Consider the following 18,985-nt stretch of genomic DNA (forward strand, 5'->3'; position numbering starts at 1 on the left):
AAGATTGAACCCATATCGAGTGAACTGTATGTAGGTGAGTCACGATAACATATTTAAAAAAGGAATGTGGTTTCGGTTTATTGGGTTATTGCTTTAATGACTAAACATGCTGGCGTTTAAAGGCACTAGGGCTCAGCCCTAGTGCTTTTTTGAAATAACGGCCCATATGACTTTGATTAGCAAAACCGCAAGTCAAGGCAATATCACTTAAATTTTGTGTATTAGCTTTAATCAATGCTTGTGCGTGTTGCAGACGTAATTGGCATAAATAAGCTTGGGGGGTCATGGCAAAACTGTGTTTGAACATGCGGCAGAAATGGTATTCACTTAATTGTGCTAATGCGGCCATTTCGTGCAGGTAGATTTGTCGATGAAAATGAGTCTGCATAAAATCTAATACAAGCCGTTTCACTTTGGGTGAGAGTCCGCCAGTTAACTGGGGTATAGCGGGCATGGATTGATGGTTTTGCAATAAACTAATGAGAATACTGTCACTGAATTGCTTCATCATGAGCTGAGATGAAGGATCCCAATGAAACGTGGCCATTTGGTGCCGAAATAAGGCTTCTAATGTTGGATCTTCAAAGAAGGTTAATTCTGGAATGGCAATCAGCCTAGGATCTTTATCAAAAACGTGTATGGCCAACTGCTTTAAATAATCATCATCAAAATACAAGTGCATGAACTGTTGCGTACTGCCTAATTGCCAATGACTTTCACAATCTTGAGGCATTAAACAAAAGCGTCCAGGTCCACCCGCTGGAGACTGTGTGTCGGTTCGATGGGTTTCATAACCGCCCGCTAGATACATACTTAACGTGTGTTGGTGATGATTCTTATAAAATAGCCGTTCTTTTTCATGTTGATATTGCGCCCAAGATAAATTTGAGCCGAGGGACAATTGCCTAACACATACTTTTTTAGATTGCTCAAAACTGAGCACTTTTTGACTGCTTATTTTCATGTTTATCATCTTATGCTTATTTTTTGTGAGCATCAATATGGATGGCTTAATGACAAGGGCATTGGGAACAGTAAAGCGCAATATTGTGTTAGTTTTCCCGATATATTAATAGCCCGTTCATAAGGAGAGAGTGATAATTGATGGCTAAATCTAAAGGTTGAAATATTTAAATCGGAGTGCAATGTCAATGTTAAACAATGATAAGTCAGATCGGCCCATTAATTTTGCAGAAAAGTTAGCGCTATTTTCTGATCATTGGTCACCCAAAGTCATCGCAGAAATGAATAACGACCAGTTTAAGCTGGTTAAGATACAAGGTGAGTTTACTTGGCACAGCCATGATGAGACTGATGAAGTCTTTATTGTCATTAAGGGAGAAATGATAATTGAGCTGAGAGAGCAGCAAGTCAAACTAGCCGCTGGAGAAATGTATGTGGTGCCTAAAGGCGTTGAGCACAAACCTTATGCTGCGAAGGAGTGCCATATGTTATTGGTCGAGCCTAGAGGCGTGGTGAATACAGGCGATGCGGGTGGGGGACTCACCGCTGAGCAGAATAGATGGATTTAAATTTTAGTCGTATTGCATAGGGGGCGCCAATGCCCACTAAACCATAGATGTAAACAATAGATGTAAACAATAGATGTAAACAATAGATGTAAACAATAGATGTAAACAATAGATGTAAATAATAAGCACAATATTCACTATCAATATTGAACTTGTTGTTCTTAAATTGTTCATATTATTAAAATAATAGGGAGGTTATTGTGTCGGTCATTTTATATATATTGATTGTGTTACTTTGGGGACTGTCTTGGATCGCCATTAAATGGCAGCAAGGGGATGTGGCCATTTTAGTGTCTATTTTTTATCGTTTTGCGTTAGCGGGGATTATCCTTTTTATTGCGGGAAAATGTTTGAATAAATTGCAGGCGGTTAACTTTAGACAGCATAAGTTTCTTCTATTGCAGGGGTTATGCTTATTTAGTTTTAACTTTATCGCGTTTTACTATTCGACGCACTATATTGCCAGTGGGCTCACTGCGGTGATGATGGCCTGTACACCGATTTTCAATGCGCTGCATGGAAGGCTATTTTATCAAACACGGACAAATGGTTACTTCTGGTTAGGCATGCTGGTGGGCTTAACGGGGATCAGTTTGTTATTCATTGATGAATTTAAAACCGCTTCATTATCACATGATCTCTTCATCGGCATTGGGTTATCCCTGTTAGGCACTTGGTGTTTTTCGATGGGAAATATGATTAGCATACGCCATACTCGCTCGCAATTGCAGCCTTACACAGCAACGACTTATGCTATGTTTTACGGCAGTATGGCACTGTTAATAATGATAGTGCTTCAAGGTATTCCTTTTACCCTTGACGTTTCCTTTTTATATTTGGGCAGTCTATTTTATTTGACAGTGCCCGCATCGGTATTGGGGTTCACGCTTTACTTAGTCTTGGTAAATCGAATAGGGGCTCATAACGCCGCTTATGTATTGCTATTGACGCCAATGATTGCACTTATGGTATCCAGTTTCTTTGAAGGATATCAATGGACAGGTTATTCGACTTTAGGCTTGTTGCTGATTGTTGTTGGTAATTTGATATCACAGTTTAAAATGACATACTTTACGCGAATAAAGTGTTGGTTTATTGGCAAACAAATGGGAGCAGGCTTTTGATTGAAGGCTAATAGCATTTTTTTGAGGTGTTTATCTATGGAAGAGTGTTGTTAACCATAACCTTGTTGGTTTAATCGCTTCCAGCGGGGGGGATGTCGTGGATCCCCATCCTGCGGAGTGTGGGTATTAAGCTTCGCTTAATGGGAGATCGTGAGTGCCCACTTACACTGGGCTATTAAAAACTAGCGTTTGGCTTTGATATGTATTCGTTAGTGCTTTTCAACTTGTTACTTTATTGATGTTAATTTGCTGCCGCAGGCTGAGGTCGTGGATTCCCATCCTGCGGTATGTGGGTATTAAGCGTCGCTTAATGGAAGATCGTGAGTTCCCACTCACACTGGGATTAGGAGGACTGCTCGTCCTTATCCTCCTAATAACCTCCATAACACCCTGCGGAGTGAAAGGCATTGGTTAGCTGCCTTGTGCTTATGGAATAAATGACTAACATTTCCGATGCTACATCCCTATAGCCCGAAAATTAAACAGACATCTTTGTCTATTTTACGCCATTTATTTCAATGCCCATCAGCCACTCCGATGGGGATTTAGAAGCAAAAGCTGTGCGCTGCTTTGAATTGGCCTGTCTTTAAATGAGAAGTGAAGTGGGGCAAGCGGATATTAGAATTATCAGTGAAACTTGTGAGTGAGATCGGATAATGGAGTGGGTTTTAGTACAAAAGAGCGATGTGGCTATAAGAAAATAGGTGGTAGATTAATTTAATAAATTAGTTGGTTAAGTGTTCATTACTATTTGATGCATTGTTTGAAAAACAACCTTAGGTGTCTTTGTTATGGTTTTAAGAGATAGGCATTAATTAATGCTAAAACAAGTTTTTGATAGAGAGCAACTTTCTAAAGCACTTACATCGTCAGATGTTTGGCAATGGAATTTATTGTCTGATTATGACGATGTTGAGGATGCGGTAGAGCATACTGTTAGGTATTGGAAGACACATAAGCTTACCTTATCATCATTAGAGACAAAGACAATAAAAAGTAAATCAGTTTTATTTCCTTTAATTATGGAAGATGCGTTTGCAATCAAGTTACTTGATCGATTTATTCGAAGAATTTACAAAGTGAGGCAATCAGATCGTAATCGCATAGTTAGACAGATAATAACGTTATTAGAGGACACAGGTAGTTATCATGTTCTTAGGTTAGATATTAAAAATTGTTATGAAAGTATACCATTTGAATTTCTTATCAATAAGTTTAAAGATGACTCAATTCTTGCTCCAGTATGTATTAATTTATTAGATGAGATTCATACTGAACTTTATTTAGAACATGGTATAGAAGGTTTACCTAGAGGCTTGTCAATAAGCCCGACACTTGCAGAATTGTATTTGGAAAGGCTAGATCAAAAAATTGCAGCACATCCCAATGTGATATATAGCGCAAGATATGTTGATGATATTATTGTTTTCACATCAGCAGGGAAGGAAAGTGTAGTACAAACTGATATCGAAGATTACATGAATAAAGAAATGGGCCTAACTCTCAATGATCATACTAATAAGTACTTTAGTGGCCCTTCGAGTTCAGCAAATTTCGATTACTTAGGCTATGAGATCAAGGTGGAAGAAAAAAACAAGAAGCCAAATCAAGTTAATGTAAAAATATCTCGCTCAAAACTGAATAAACTTAAGCGTAGAATAATGTTATGTTTTTTGGGAAATAAAAAACAAAATAATATTCCTCTTTTAAAAAGAAGGCTTGAATATCTATGTATGCTGAAAAGTGTACGAAAAAGTAAGAATGGTGATTTATTAGCGGGTCTTTCTCACAATTACCAATATGTGACTGATGATTTTGAATGTTTAAAACCTATTGATGGTTTTCTTTGTCAGCAATTGGTTAATCCTAGGTTTGCTCTCAATCTACAAGAGCAAGATAAAATTAAGAAAGTATCAATATATGGTAATGTTAAAAAAGGAAATGTAGGGAAGTTTAGCAAGAAGCAAACTGTTAAAATAATGCGGGTTTGGCAGAATGCCTAATATCATCAAAGTAGACACTAAAGATAAGTTAAGGACGTTATTAACCGATGTTCTTCCCTATGAATTGCCATTATGGTTTTCCAATTTTTCTATGTATCAGAGATTTAGTACACCAGCACATTTGAAAACATATCAGACAGTCTCTGGGCTTAATTTTAGCAAGAATGCTGGGGTTTATATTCCTTTGGATTATCATGTATGCCGAGGTGGTAATAAGACTCCTCGTACATTATCAATCATGCATCCCGTGGCTCAGCTTAAAGTATGTGATTTCTATGAAAAATATGATGATTTAATTGAATATTATTGTACAAAATCAAAATATTCTTTAAGGCACCCTTATAGAAAATCAACCAAGTTTTACGGAAAAGTTCAAAATGGAGTAAAAGTAGCTGAAGGTGTTGAGAGTGCAGATGAAGAAAGAATTGTTTCAAGTTCCTATTTTAAATACAAAAAGTATCCCTTTTTATATCGTTTTTTCGAATCCTATGATTATCATAAGCTTGAAAAGCAGTTTCATAGTATGCTTCAGGTTGATGTTTCTAAGTGCTTTCCCAGTATCTATACACATTCAATTGGTTGGGCTGTTAAAAATAAACGCTTGGCTAAAGCGAAAGCAAAGGGAAGTTTTGATGGGGAATTTGATAACTTAATGCAGAACACAAATTATCGTGAGACCAATGGCATTATAATAGGGCCTGAAGTCAGTCGTATCTTTGCAGAGATTATTTTACAGAAAATCGATTTAAATTTAGTTGATAAAATGACTCAAAAGGACTACGAAATTTCTAAAGACTATAATTTTAGGCGTTATGTTGATGATTATTTTATTTTCTTTCGTTGTGATGAAGTTAAAATAGCCTTTATAAAAACATTAGAGTTAAGCTTGTTAGAGTATAAAATGTACTTAAATGAGGCTAAAACAACAATTGCCTCTAGACCCTTTGCTACTGACATTTCTTTGGCTAAACACACATTAAGTCATGCTGTAGTAGAGTACTTTGGTTCACGTTATAAGGGAACAAATACAGATCCTGAATCCATTGTTAAATTAAGAAATCCAAGTTTTAAAGCAAATAAGATAATAACTGAAATAAAAATGGCCTTAGCCAATCACAAGGTAGAATATAATTCCATTTCCAACTATCTGTTTAGTGCAATTACAAAGCGTACTCTTATATATTTATCAAAAGTAGCTGAAATCAACCAAAAAGAAGAATATCATTTGAATTGGTTGTTAGTTGACGTGGATGTACTTTTTTTTGTTCATGATATGGATATTAGAATAAGACCAACTGATAGATTAGCGAGAATGATTTATGATCTGCTTGAAAAAACTTCGGGTTGGCCAGAAAGCCATAAAGAAATAATCCACAAGAAAATTTTCGACCATGTTAAGCAAGCAATCAATATTTTTATTAACTATGCGAATGATATTATTGGGCTTGAGACATTGAATCTATTGATTATATTAACAATGTTACCATCAAAATATCAGGTGACGGAGCATAAGCTGATAGAATATTTTGGTCTATTAGAGAAGCATTCAGAAACGAATGATTTTTATTTTCGTTGGGTAACATTCATGCTATATATACAAAAAGGTGAAAGTTATCATGAATTGCGAGAAAAATTGATTTTGGAAGCTAAAAATTACTTATTAAAGCATGATGATATGTTTATCAGTTCTGAGTACTTTATGTTTTACTTTGATTATTTGGCTTGCCCCTTTATCGATAGTTCAGTGAGAAAAAACATGATAGAAGAAGTAAAAAAAATCACTTTTTATAGTAAACGAAAAGAGGTTACTTCTTCAGGAGACGCACACATAAATATATTACTCAATAAAGACTTTATTGTTAGTTGGCGTGATCCAAGTTATTTGAAAAATAGTTTGGAAAAAAAGGAGTATATTTTTTCTTACAATTAGTTTATGCCGTCTACCTCCGTAGGTTTCTGCATGCACTTTCTAGTGGTTAGTTTACTGTACCACGACTTTGGTGTTTGTATGGGCTGGGTTTGAAAGCTCTAGCCACACACACGATTGGGGGGAGGCGGCGCTCAATAAGCAATGATACAGAGAAATTATTAATTTCTATTTCATCTCAATCGATGGGCAATAGACGGGTTACGATCAGCGCAGGCCCTATTTTTTCTTTATTTTTATCTCTTTGTTTTTATCTCTTGGTTGCAAGCTGTGATTAATGCTGATCGTAGTGGCCGCCTATAGCAAAGATATAAATGTATGTTTCATCAAACTTATAAATAAGCCTATCTTTTTGGGATAGGCGTTTTGACCATAATCCTGAAAGGTTATGCTTAAGCGCTTCTGGTTTTCCTAAGCCTTTTGCAGGATCTGAACGTAACATTTCTTTTAAAATCTTACATAACGCTTTGTGGAGCTTTTTATCTGTCTCTCTCATTTGTTCATAAATAAGCCAGGTTTTACCTTCAAAAATCAGTGATCTCATTCATTTGCTCTTCTGTTGGCGTATAACCTTTTTCATTTGTATGCGTTTTCATTGATTCTGAAATTTGCTGCATTAAGCTAATATTTTGAAGTACATGCAATGTTTCTTGATCTCTTGCCCAGTCATCAGCACTGACCACAATAAAGTCCTCACCAGTACGACGGGTCACTTTTAAGGGTTCATGTTCATTAACTGTTTGCTCAACATATGCTTTTAAGTTATCTCTAAACTTATTAACGCTTACGCTATTCATAATTACTCTTGTGATGTACGGTATTTCAGTACGATTATGGGGTGGGAAATATCACATGTCAAGTTAGGTACTGGCTAGTCTACCTTATTGAGAATAACGTTCGCCGTATTATCGATGAAAAAGAATGGACGGGCATAATAACGCTTTATCCTCTTTCTATCCTCAATTGACGGGCAATAGCGAGTGTTTATTGTTTGTTTTTTGAGCGCATTTTTTGGGTTTTTTAAACAAAGCTGCTGCTATTTTCCCTAATGGCAGTGCTATTTACATTAATTTGTTTTTATTTTCGTATTGTTTATGTATTAATTTTGTTATTTTTGTAGTCGAATAATGTGCGCATAGACAGTTCAATTCAGTCTTTTGTGTGATATCGCATTATGCTCAAAAGGACATTAATGAATATGCATAAAATATTTTTGCTCATGACTGCTTGTATTACATTTTGTGCCCCACAGATTTTAGCATCGACTGATAAAAAAGCTGTGGTGTTATATGCTAAGCCAGCTAATACCAGTGAAGCTATGATAAAAAATCACCTGATCAATTTAGGTTTGATTGATGAAATAGTTGTGTATATAAATGAAGAGTATTTGCTGCCGCAAACACTTACTTTTAAAATAGGGGCTAGGGATGGACCACTATATGATCCTATTTCAAATGAAATTTTTATACCTTATTTTTTTATTAAGGAGGCAAAGAACCGCTTTAGTGATGCACATTATTCTGAAACGAGAGTCAGTGTTGATGATGCAACATGGGATGCCCTGATGCACACCTTGCTGCATGAATTAGCTCACGCTCTTATTGCCATCTATAACTTACCTGTGGTGGGTAAAGAGGAAGATGCTGCGGATAGTTTGGCCACTATTTTGCTTATTGAGTTCTTTAATGAAGGGACTGAAATTGCAATAAGTGCAGCGGATCTATTTTACTTGGAAAGCGAAGATATTGTGGGTTCTGAAGAAGATTATTGGGACGAGCATAGTTTGGATATACAGAGGTTTTATAGCACTATTTGCCTTGTTTATGGGAGCTCTCCTGAAAAATACATAGACTTAGTGAATGATATGAACTTTTCTGAAAAGAGGTTAACGCTTTGTATTGATGAATATCAAAACTTATTAGATAACTGGATAGTGTTATTGAAACCACACCTTAAACCTATGAGTCGTGCGAGAATGTTTGAGGCTGAATAAGTGAACCTTTGCTTAGATCTGACATAGGCAGCACTGAGAGAAGGAATGCGCCTTGATGTCAATGCATTACTCAATCATTAAGATTAAACATTGTTAAATAAGGCTATCTCTGATGAAGAGAGTATGATTGTGAAATGTGTATTACAGCCAAATTATCGGGGACGGAATGGCCTTATTACCGAATAAGTCAGAGTTTATGACAAGAAATTTATGATAATAAAAGCTTAAAGCCGCCTAAGTCATAGTAAAGTCAAAAGATAAGCATGCCAACATAAATGATGTTGGCATGCTTGAGGCGGGAGGATTAATGACTCACTTCACTTGGGTTGTAAGGGGTAAATGCACATCCGCAATATCAATCACAAAGGATTGGACGCTGGTGCCACTGCCAGCCAGATTGTCTTTGACTTGAAGCGTGACTTGATATTCACCCGACTGAGTATATTTGTGAATGACATGCTCACCTTGGGTTTGATGGCCGTCGCCAAAATCCCACAGCCATTGGGTGATGTGACCATCGTTATCCACACTTAAACTGTTGAAACGGGCTACACCAGAAATGATCTGAGCAGAAAAATCGGCAATGGGCAGTTGGTTGGGGGGCGTGGCTGTTGACTGCGCCATTAATGTGGCGTTGTCATAAGCTGACCAAGCGTGCAGCATCACCCAATAAGTGCCCGCTTCCGATCCGGGTAAATCGCAAGTTTCATCATTACCCGCTTGGTAAGGACGGCAATCAAATTGACTAAAAGTGGGCGCTTCGCCGGCTCTAACATACAGATCGGCGTCACCTGTTCCTCCTGACAGGATCACTCTGATGTCATTGGATATATTCTCAACCTGAAAAGTGTAATAGGTTTTATTGCCTGTTGAGGCGAAGACCTCTATGGGTGTATTAACCATGAGTGGAATAGGGTCGGGCAAGGGAGTGGGCTCAGGTTCAATACAAGGCTGGACCCCGACCACGTTAAAGGCATGTTCGATATCGTTAGCATTGTAGCCTAAGTCAACAGCCGCATTTTTAACACCGCAGGCGCCATCCCAAAAATGACTGTCTGCAGTCCAATAAATTTGATTTGCCAGTAGCATGACCTCAAAGGCTTTACGGGTATTCCAATTAGGGCTGGTCGCTAAGGTATAAAAGGCTTTATTAAAAATCCCTGAGCTGTAATGCACATTCATGCCATCGAAATAATCATCAGGATGATCGATTGAACGGCCATCAAGGGTGGGGTCATTCATATAACGTAATGCACCATCGCCTTTAAAGATATCCGCACCGACTTTCCAGTCATTACTGCCATGCATATAAAACTCGGCGGCTTCACCTGCCATATCGGAAAAAGCTTCATTCATGCCGCCCGACTGATTAACATAAATCAGACCAGAGTTTTGCTCTGTGACGCCATGACTGACTTCATGAGAGGAAACATCTAAACTGACGAGTGGATGAAAACGTTCAAGCCCATCACCAAATGTCATCGCGCTGCCATCCCAAAAGGCATTTTCAAATCCTTTTGAATAATGGACACGCATGGCTAACTGAAAACTGAGTGGCGCAGTATGATACCATTCGCTGTACATGTTATAGATAACATTACCAAAAAAATGGGCATCATTGAGCGGTGAAAACGCGCCATTGACCGATTTTATGCTATTACGTGGACAAGTGTATTCAAACGCTTGGCTGCCATCAAAACGATGATTTAAGTTGATGGTTTTGACATTGGGGGAGTCCATGATGCAAGTGTTGTTATCGGTTGTGACATCGAGAAAGTCAAAATCAGTGCCGTATTCATATTGACCTGTTTTAATGTTACCGCCAGGTCCAGTTCCAACGGCTGCATAGTTAAGGCCTTCCCAACGTTTGAGTACTTCGCCATTATGGGCATCAATAATACTAAAAGGGCGTGTAGGGTGCTCACCGTATTGGACGAAAGAAGTGATATAAACCAGTCTAACTTGGCTAGTTTCATCTAAGTAAATCCATAAATTCGCTTGTTCGTTATGGGTGGATAGCGAGTGATTATCGCTGTTCATAAGTGTACGTCGAGAGGCGGTTAATGCTTGCTGACTTGTTAATACGGGTTTAATGAAGCTGCTTGGTTTACTGATTTGCCTGAGCACTTTGCCATTGAGATTGGAATAAATGCCCATGGAAGAGACATTGGCACTTAGGGTATGGCCAAAGACAGGGATACCATTAAAGGTTTGTTGTAGACGTTGTTTTACTTGAGATTGATTGAGTATGACTTCTTTTACTAAGTTGAAATCTGTGCCTTTTTCTAATGCAAGAGCATGGGTGAGGTCATTGGTCGATATCGATGAGATATTGTTTGAGAGTGTGATGCTATTAGCGGCAAAGGTTGGTGAGCAGAGACCTGCTGAAAGTGCGACGAAGAGGGCGTTAATCTTATTTTTTTTCATTATTTAATATATCCATTAACGTGCAATTGAGAAGACTGATGTATCATGGTGATAGCGCATCAGTTCGATGACATCCATTTCAAAAAAATGAGCCTAACCGCTATTATTTATTAGGAAACAATTGATTATCCTATGAGGTTAGCTTTTAATCGGCAATAGGATAAAAGAGTGATCTTCTCCTCAAAAAGCATGAGATGGCCAACGCATTTCTTTATAGGAAGTGAGGAATTTAACTTGAATAGTTATTGCTTAATGTTATGCTAAACGGCCATTTTGTATTGAGATTTTTACGTGCGATTAATCAGTCATTCTATTTATAACGCATTTTTTGTGTTGCTACTGTGCTTGAGTTTTATCACTCAATCACTGGCGGGCACTATGATGTCTTGTGATAAGATGAATATGACTGAAATGAACATGCAAACGGATATGAAAATGGGGAGCTTGGCTTCAGTTTTATTCACAAAAGGACCGGCTCAACGTCATAGTCAGTCCGCTATTAGCTCATCTTGTGCTGAGAGTGCCACGAATAAAATTAGTCAAGAGAGTGTTCAAGCTGCGCATCAGCCATGTCAGCAATGCACCTGTACTTTATTGTCTTGCACGAGTCCGGTGGTGGTTCAGCAGTTACATTCCCATATGCCCATATTGTTATTAGTGAATCGACTCAGTTCGGCTACACTGGCGATATCGTCACCCATAAACCCTACCTTATATCGCCCTCCTATCTCTCACTTTATATAAAATAACGATAAATTCGATTTAGTTGCTTGTTAAATCAGGCTAATTGTTCTTATATTTTAGGTAATGCTTGCCACTCATGCTGTGTGATTTTTGCTGTTTGTTGGCTGAGTATTGATTCCATCATGGAGCTTGTTGGAATAGTCCTACCTTAATAATGAATGATTTCAGTCAAGACTAAATAAAATGGTTCATGACATGCAAAGCTTTCTGTTTGTTAACACGCATTGTGTCTTCGATTGAGGGCATTATTACTTGTCATGATCCTAATATCATCATAATTGAAAGTGAAGGAGAGCTGTCGAATGCGTAAGACAATCGATAAGCAGGCGTGTAGAGAAAGAAGTCAGTGGATGATATTAAGTGTCATACTTTTTTTCGGGATGACTATTCAAAGCCAAGCAAATGATGCGACTTATCTTGTGGATGGGATAAGTTTCGACGCGGCGATTCATTTGGCGCAGAAAAATGATCCTTGGATAACGGGCAATTTCCATCAGCAACAGGCAATAGTGTCCAGAAGCAAATTTGCAGGCACCTTGCCTGATCCTACAATATCACTGGGTATGGCAAACCTACCGGTAAACAGCTTTGATTTAGGACAAGAGGCCATGACGCAATTAAAAGTGGGGGTTTCTCAGTCTTTCTCGCGAGGGGATACGTTAAGTTTAAAAGAGCAGCAGTTAGCGATTCAAAGTGAAGCTTATCCTTTTTTACGGGAAGATAGAACCGCAAAAGTGGCTGTCGCGGTGGGGAGTTTATGGCTTGATATTTATCAAATTGAGCAAAGTATCAGGCTTATTCATGACAATCATGCCTTATTTGAGCAATTGGTGGATATTACTCAAGCCAGTTACTCGTCTGCGGTAGGCAGAACGGCTCAAAAAGACATTATTCGTGCGCAGTTGGAGTTAACACGCTTAGATGAGCGAGTGGATACCCTAAAGCAGCAAGAGTATCGATTGAAAGGACAGCTTGCTCAATGGTTGAGTGATTTTTCAACCCCTGGACAAGCTCGGTTATTATCCAATCACGCCCTGCAGGGCAAAGGGCCGAATATTGAGATAGGCAATCTATTACCCAATATTCAACTGCGCCATACTGAGTTATTTACTTCAGGAAAAACCGTGAGTCCCGAAACTTTAATGCCATTTTTAGCCTTACATCCCGCCGTTATGGCCGTGGATAAAAAAATCAGCGCAATAAAAACTGGCATTGCCATTGCTAATCAAAAATATAAGCCAGAGTGGGGAGTCAATGCCAGTTATGGTTACAGAGCAGACGATCCGACAGGGCAGAGTCGTTCCGATTTTATGTCTGTGGGGCTCAGTTTTGATTTACCGATTTTTACCGATAACAGGCAAGATCAAGAAGTGAAGGCGGCGGTATCAGATACTGAAGCGGTTAAAACAGACAAGATGTTGTTATTAAGAGATCTATTGGGCATTTATATGAGTGATACCGGGCGCTTGTACAGTGTCGAGCACAGGATCAATTTGTATACCCAAAAATTGCTTCCGCAAGTCAATGATGAAGCTGAAGCATCACTTACCGCCTATACCAATGATGAGGGTGACTTCTCTGATGTGGTTCGCGCGCGCATTACCGTGCTCAATGCCGAAATAGACAAATTAACACTCGATGTTGAACAACAAAAAATCCGTTTAGGGCTTAATTATTTATTTGTTGGTGAGCAGCAGCAAGCCAAATTTGAGCAAGTAAAACGTAAGGTAGCAAGCCAATCCATTGGCGCAAAGAGGGAACACTAATATGATGAATATAAAATCTTTGCTGGTAGGGCTTGGAATCGGCGCCGCTTTGGTATTGGCTTATGAACAATTGACTCAGGAAACGTCACTTAAACAAGCACAAACACAAGTCCAGACTCAGAAAAAAATCCTTTACTGGGTGGCGCCGATGGATGCCAATTATAAACGGGATAAACCGGGAAAATCTCCCATGGGGATGGATTTGGTACCTGTCTATGACGATGGGGGAAAAGGGCCTGATGAGGGGCCTGGCACCATTAAAATATCGCCTAATGTTGTGAACAATTTGGGCGTGAGAACGGCCATTGCAAGATACAGTGCGCTGCATTCACAAATCGCGACGGTAGGGTATGTGACTTATGATGAAGATACGATTATTCATATACACCCTAGGGTTGAGGGCTGGATAGAGCAATTACATGTGAAGGCTGTGGGCGATCCCGTTAAAGAAGGTGAAGCACTTTATGATATCTACTCTCCTGAACTTGTGAATGCACAAGAAGAGTTTTTGTTGGCCATTGATCGGAAAAATAAACGATTGATCAAAGCAGCGCAAGAGCGATTATTAGCATTGCAATTGCCTCAGTCTGTGATCACGGCATTGAGAAAAACCAAAAAAGTGCAGCAAACCATTAGTTTTTACTCTCCGCAAGATGGTGTGGTTGAAAAGCTCAATATTCGTGAAGGGTTTTATGTTAAACCGGGATCGACACTCATGTCGATTGGGAATTTGGCGGATGTGTGGGTTGAAGCTGAAGTGTTTGAAAGCCAAGCTGCGCAGGTGAGAGTGGGTATGCCTGTGATGATGACCTTAGATTATCTGCCTGGCAAAACGTTTAAAGGCAAGATCAATTATGTGTATCCCAGCCTTGATGCTAAGAGCCGCACCATGAAGGTGAGGCTGCAGTTTCATAATGATAAAGGCGAGTTTAAACCTAATATGTTCGCCCATATCCAAATTGATGTGAGTGAGGGTAATAAAGCGTTACTGATCCCAAAAGAAGCCCTTATTCGAACCGGTAGCCAAGACAGGGTTGTACTTGCGTTAGGTGAAGGACGTTTTAAATCTGTTGCAGTGACTGCGGGGCGTTTTGATGAGAACAATGTTGAAATTTTAAAAGGATTAACAGCTGGCGAGAAAGTAGTGAGTTCAGCGCAATTTTTGCTTGATTCTGAGTCCAGTAAAACATCCGATTTTAAACGTATGGATCATGACATGGGCAGCATGGGTCATGATATGGGCAGTATGGATCATGACATGGGCAGTATGGGCCATGATATGGACAGCATGGATCATGACATGAGCAGCAAGGAACATGACATGGGCAGCATGGGTCATGATATGGGCAGTATGGATCATGACATGGGCAGCATGGATCATGATATGGACAGCATGGATAATGGCATGGGCAGTATAAAAGGAATGAGTCATAGGGCCAGTCAAATGACTCATCACAAGAGTGACAGCAGTCAGCTCAATATTGCCACGACCACAGGGGTCATTAATGCCGTTAACTTGTCGGACAATAAACTCAATATCAGTCGAGGGCCCATCAAAAAGTGGGGACGTCCCGCCGCAACACTGGATTTCATCCTCAGTCAAACTATCGACATTCATCAGTTTAAAAAGGGGATGCGCGTGAAGTTCACTTTTAAAGTGAGAAAAGGCGAGTTCATTATTAATAAAATCGATATCGACAATGAGACCAAATCGAGTGAGGTCAAGTCAAACCAGGCTGAGTCAAATGATGAAACTCGTGCCATGAGTGCACATTCACAAGCCCATGTAACAGGATAGGAGAAAGAAAAGTATGCTGACTTCTATTATTCGTTGGTCGGTTCATAACCGATTTTTTATCTTATTAGCGACTTTTATTCTTGTGGGAATAGGGCTATATGCGGTCAAAAATACGCCCGTTGATGCGATCCCTGATTTATCTGATGTGCAAGTGATTATTAAAACAGATTACCCTGGACAAGCGCCGCAAGTTGTTGAAGATCAAGTGACTTACCCACTGACAACGGCAATGTTATCTGTGCCTGGAGCGGTAACAGTACGGGGATATTCGTTTTTTGGCGCATCCTATGTTTATGTCATTTTTAATGAAAAAACCGATTTATATTGGGCTCGTTCTCGTGTGCTTGAATATTTAAGCCAAGTGACATCCAGCTTACCCGCTAATGCAAAGTCAGAGTTAGGCCCTGATGCCACTGGAGTGGGCTGGGTGTATTTGTATGCTTTAATTGATAAATCAGGGAAATTAGACTTAAGCCAGCTGCGCAGTCTACAAGACTGGTTTTTAAAATTTGAGTTACAGACTGTGCCGGGCGTGTCAGAAGTGGCGGCGTTGGGAGGAATGGTAAAGCAATATCAAGTGAAAGTGGATCCCGATAAACTGCGGGCTTTTGGTATTCCTTTGTCACTCATTCAAACCGCGATACAAGAAGGTAATCAAGAAATTGGTGCCTCTGTCGTGGAGATGGCTGAAGCGGAATATATCGTACAGGCTACGGGGTACATCAAAAGTATTCAAGATTTAGAAAACATTCCTCTGGGAACCAATGAAAATGGCACGCCTTTGCTATTAAAAGATGTGGCGGATATTGGTACTGGTCCGCAAATGCGTCGTGGCATCGCAGAATTTAACGGTGAAGGGGAAGCCGTAGGCGGCATTGTGGTGATGCGTTTTGGCGAAAATGCTCAGCAAGTCATTAATGGTGTCAAAGCAAAACTGAAAAAGCTTAAGAAAAGCTTGCCTGAAGGCGTTGAAATTGTTCCTGTTTATGACCGCTCAGCCTTGATTGAGCGCGCGGTGGGTAATTTAAGTCATAAGCTACTCGAAGAGTTTGTGGTTGTCGCATTAGTGTGCATGGTATTTTTGTTTCATGTTCGCTCATCACTCGTGGCCATAGTGAGTCTGCCTGTGGGCATTTTAATGGCGTTTGTGGTCATGTATTTTCAGGGACTTAATGCCAATATTATGTCGCTGGGGGGAATAGCCATTGCCATTGGTGCCATGATAGATGGGGCCATTGTCATGATTGAGAACATGCATAAACACATGGAACATACGCCATTGACTAAAGAGAATCGTTGGCAAGTGGTCATTGATTCTGCTACGGAAGTGGGGCCGGCGTTATTTTTCAGTTTACTGATTATTACAGTGAGCTTTATTCCTGTGTTTACCTTAGAGGCACAAGAAGGGCGAATGTTTTCACCATTAGCCTTCACTAAAACCTATGTGATGGCCGCTTCTGCTGCTTTAGCGATTACCTTAGTGCCAGTACTCATGGGGTATTTTATTCGTGGGAAAGTGCTACCTGAGCATAAAAACCCCGTTAATCGACTGCTCACCTCATTGTATATGCCTGCTTTGAAAACGGTATTGCGTTTTCCTAAATCCACTTTGCTTGCTGCATTAATCCTCATTGGTATTGGCATTTACCCACTGCATAAAATTGGCAGTGAATTTATTCCACCATTGGATGAAGGGGATTTGATGTATATGCCGACGACGTATCCTGGGATTTCAATAGGGGAGGCGCGAGAACTATTACAGCAAACGGATAAGTTAATAAAAACGGTGCCCGAAGTGAAAACCGTATTTGGTAAGGTGGGCCGTGCAGAAACGGCCACTGATCCGGCGCCGCTCACTATGATTGAAACCTTTATTCAGCTAAAACCTCATGATCAGTGGCGTAAAGGCATGACAACAGAGAAACTCAAAAAGGAACTGGATGCCTTAGTGAAGTTTCCTGGCGTCACCAATGCTTGGGTTATGCCCATTAAGACCCGTATTGATATGTTGGCCACGGGGATTAAAACGCCAGTGGGCATTAAGATAGCGGGGCCAAAGTTGGATGTTATTCAGAATATTGGTAAACAAATAGAAACGATTTTAAAAGATGTGCCGGGCACCACATCGGTTTATGCGGAGCGTGTGGCGGGAGGGCGTTATGTCAAAGTGGATATTCAGCGGGGCAAGGCGGCGCGTTATGGATTAAATATTGCTGATATTCAACAAGTGGTGGCGACAGCGATTGGGGGCATGAATGTCACTCAAACCGTTGAAGGTTTGGAGCGCTATCCGGTGAGCTTGCGTTATCCTCAAGATTATCGAGACTCTCCTGAGCAGTTATCCTTATTGCCGATAGTGACACCTAACGGCCAACGCATTTCATTAGGGGATGTGGCGAATGTGTTTATTGAAGATGGCCCACCGGGAATTAAATCTGAAAATGCCCGTTTAAATGGTTGGGCATTTATTGATATCGATGGCGTGGATGTGGGCACGTATGTTGAAAATGCTCGCCAAATTTTACAAGAGAAACTTGATTTACCGGTAGGTTATTCAATCACTTGGGCTGGACAGTATGAATACATGCAACGGGCAAAAGCCAAGCTGAGCTATGTGGTGCCGCTCACCCTTGCCATTATTGTGGTGCTGTTGTTTCTCAATTTTAGAAACTTCATTGAAGTGGCCATTATTATGGGGACTTTGCCATTGGCCATGGTGGGCAGTGTTTGGCTACTGTACCTTGAAGGTTTTAATTTTTCGGTGGCTGTGGGAGTGGGCTTTATTGCGCTTGCGGGGGTGGCTGTTGAGATTGGCGTCATCATGTTGGTGTATTTAAATCAGGCATTTCAAGCGATGAAAGAGGCTCACAGTCAAAAACAGCAGCCGATCACTAAAGCGGATCTCTTTAATGCTGTATTACATGGCGCAGGTCAACGGGTGCGTCCTGTGATGATGACAGCCGCTGCGATTATTATCGGATTACTGCCTATTTTGTACGGCACAGGAACAGGCTCTGAAGTTATGAGCCGCATTGCGGCCCCTATGGTGGGCGGCATGATCAGCGCCGTGATCTTAACCTTACTGGTATTACCCGTGGTGTTTTATTTGTGGCGTTGGTCGGGGATAAAAAAACAAATAAAAGAGTCATGAAGTTTGGCTCTCATTATGGTGATACCTCTATCTCACCAGTATCAAAAATTTAACATGGAACCCGTTTTCAACTGATTTTGTCGAAATTTTAATTTTTTCACATAGTCAAAAATTTTATTATTTACAGTTGATTGAAGTATTTTATGTGAAGAGTGATTGTTTTGTTAACATCACTTCTTCATTTGTTATTCAATTTATATAGTCATTTATTACTATTTTATTCAGTATGTTAGTTAATGTTTAATGTGATGCAAATTTCAGTGTTAATCACTTTGTCGTTCCTTGTCCATCAGGTTTTTTCTCTTCTTAACCTTGTTCTAGTAATTGATCGTATTGATGTTTCTATCATTATTTAGTTTGATGAAATGAAAATTTTGTGTTAAAAAAATGATTCTCGATTTTATGGAAGGGATTGGTCGTTGTTAATTGATTCAGAACCGAGGCGTTTTTTCTGAGCATTGCAGCGGTAATAATCTAAGCCTTAATTATAAATAAAAAGCATCTCAAAGATGTAAAGGGA

The 18,985-nt window shown here is 39.7% G+C and carries 13 protein-coding genes; 9 read left to right on the forward strand and 4 right to left on the reverse strand.

What is annotated here, in order from left to right; all coding sequences use genetic code 11:
- Window positions 1-100: 100 nt before the first annotated feature.
- Window positions 101-964: an AraC family transcriptional regulator gene (locus tag Q0779_RS00055; protein WP_298768203.1), complete on the reverse strand. Its 864-nt coding sequence runs from the start codon at window positions 962-964 to the stop codon at window positions 101-103.
- A 181-nt stretch (window positions 965-1,145) separates the two neighbouring features.
- Between Q0779_RS00055 and Q0779_RS00060 the strand changes: the two genes are divergently transcribed.
- The 4 genes from Q0779_RS00060 (at window position 1,146) to drt3b (ending at window position 6,589) form a co-directional block, all read left to right on the forward strand.
- Window positions 1,146-1,532, forward strand: coding sequence for a cupin domain-containing protein (locus Q0779_RS00060; RefSeq protein WP_298768204.1), 387 nt, complete (start codon window positions 1,146-1,148; stop codon window positions 1,530-1,532).
- A gap of 200 nt (window positions 1,533-1,732) precedes the next feature.
- Window positions 1,733-2,656: a DMT family transporter gene (locus Q0779_RS00065; protein ID WP_298768208.1), complete on the forward strand. Its 924-nt coding sequence runs from the start codon at window positions 1,733-1,735 to the stop codon at window positions 2,654-2,656.
- Window positions 2,657-3,474: 818 nt separating this feature from the next.
- Window positions 3,475-4,659 carry an antiviral reverse transcriptase Drt3a gene (gene drt3a / locus Q0779_RS00070; RefSeq protein ID WP_298768210.1) on the forward strand — a complete coding sequence of 395 codons (1,185 nt, stop codon included), beginning with the start codon at window positions 3,475-3,477 and terminating at the stop codon, window positions 4,657-4,659.
- Window positions 4,652-6,589 (forward strand): antiviral reverse transcriptase Drt3b, encoded by a 1,938-nt coding sequence (gene drt3b / locus Q0779_RS00075; protein WP_298768212.1) that lies wholly within the window; start codon window positions 4,652-4,654, stop codon window positions 6,587-6,589. Before drt3a ends, drt3b begins: the two co-directional genes overlap by 8 nt.
- A gap of 271 nt (window positions 6,590-6,860) precedes the next feature.
- Here drt3b and Q0779_RS00080 read toward each other — a convergent pair whose 3' ends face one another.
- Together Q0779_RS00080 and Q0779_RS00085 are read right to left on the reverse strand one after the other, a co-directional pair.
- A complete protein-coding gene (locus Q0779_RS00080; protein ID WP_298768214.1) occupies window positions 6,861-7,130 on the reverse strand; it encodes a Txe/YoeB family addiction module toxin in 270 nt (89 codons plus the stop codon).
- A complete protein-coding gene (locus tag Q0779_RS00085; RefSeq protein WP_298768216.1) occupies window positions 7,111-7,383 on the reverse strand; it encodes a type II toxin-antitoxin system Phd/YefM family antitoxin in 273 nt (90 codons plus the stop codon). Before Q0779_RS00085 ends, Q0779_RS00080 begins: the two co-directional genes overlap by 20 nt.
- A gap of 401 nt (window positions 7,384-7,784) precedes the next feature.
- Here Q0779_RS00085 and Q0779_RS00090 point away from each other — a divergent pair, with 401 nt between their 5' ends.
- On the forward strand, window positions 7,785-8,579 hold the full coding sequence (locus Q0779_RS00090; RefSeq protein ID WP_298768218.1) for a DUF4344 domain-containing metallopeptidase: 795 nt from the start codon (window positions 7,785-7,787) through the stop codon (window positions 8,577-8,579).
- Window positions 8,580-8,891: 312 nt separating this feature from the next.
- Here the strand turns inward: Q0779_RS00090 and Q0779_RS00095 are convergent, their stop codons facing one another.
- Complete coding sequence (locus tag Q0779_RS00095) at window positions 8,892-11,006, reverse strand: M4 family metallopeptidase (protein WP_298768220.1); 2,115 nt, start codon at window positions 11,004-11,006, stop codon at window positions 8,892-8,894.
- A 291-nt stretch (window positions 11,007-11,297) separates the two neighbouring features.
- Between Q0779_RS00095 and Q0779_RS00100 the strand changes: the two genes are divergently transcribed.
- The 4 genes from Q0779_RS00100 to Q0779_RS00115 all read left to right on the forward strand — a co-directional run bounded on the left by Q0779_RS00100 (window position 11,298) and on the right by Q0779_RS00115 (window position 18,465).
- On the forward strand, window positions 11,298-11,750 hold the full coding sequence (locus Q0779_RS00100; RefSeq protein ID WP_298768222.1) for a hypothetical protein: 453 nt from the start codon (window positions 11,298-11,300) through the stop codon (window positions 11,748-11,750).
- A gap of 302 nt (window positions 11,751-12,052) precedes the next feature.
- Window positions 12,053-13,516 (forward strand): TolC family protein, encoded by a 1,464-nt coding sequence (locus tag Q0779_RS00105; protein ID WP_298768224.1) that lies wholly within the window; start codon window positions 12,053-12,055, stop codon window positions 13,514-13,516.
- Window position 13,517: 1 nt separating this feature from the next.
- Window positions 13,518-15,314, forward strand: a complete 1,797-nt coding sequence (locus Q0779_RS00110; RefSeq protein WP_298768227.1) for an efflux RND transporter periplasmic adaptor subunit — start codon at window positions 13,518-13,520, stop codon at window positions 15,312-15,314.
- Window positions 15,315-15,327: 13 nt separating this feature from the next.
- Entirely contained in the window at window positions 15,328-18,465 is a 3,138-nt protein-coding gene (locus Q0779_RS00115) for an efflux RND transporter permease subunit (RefSeq protein ID WP_298768229.1), read from the forward strand.
- The last annotated feature ends 520 nt before the right edge of the window (window positions 18,466-18,985 follow it).

This window comes from uncultured Shewanella sp. (assembly GCF_947491715.1).
GTDB lineage: Bacteria > Pseudomonadota > Gammaproteobacteria > Enterobacterales > Shewanellaceae > Shewanella.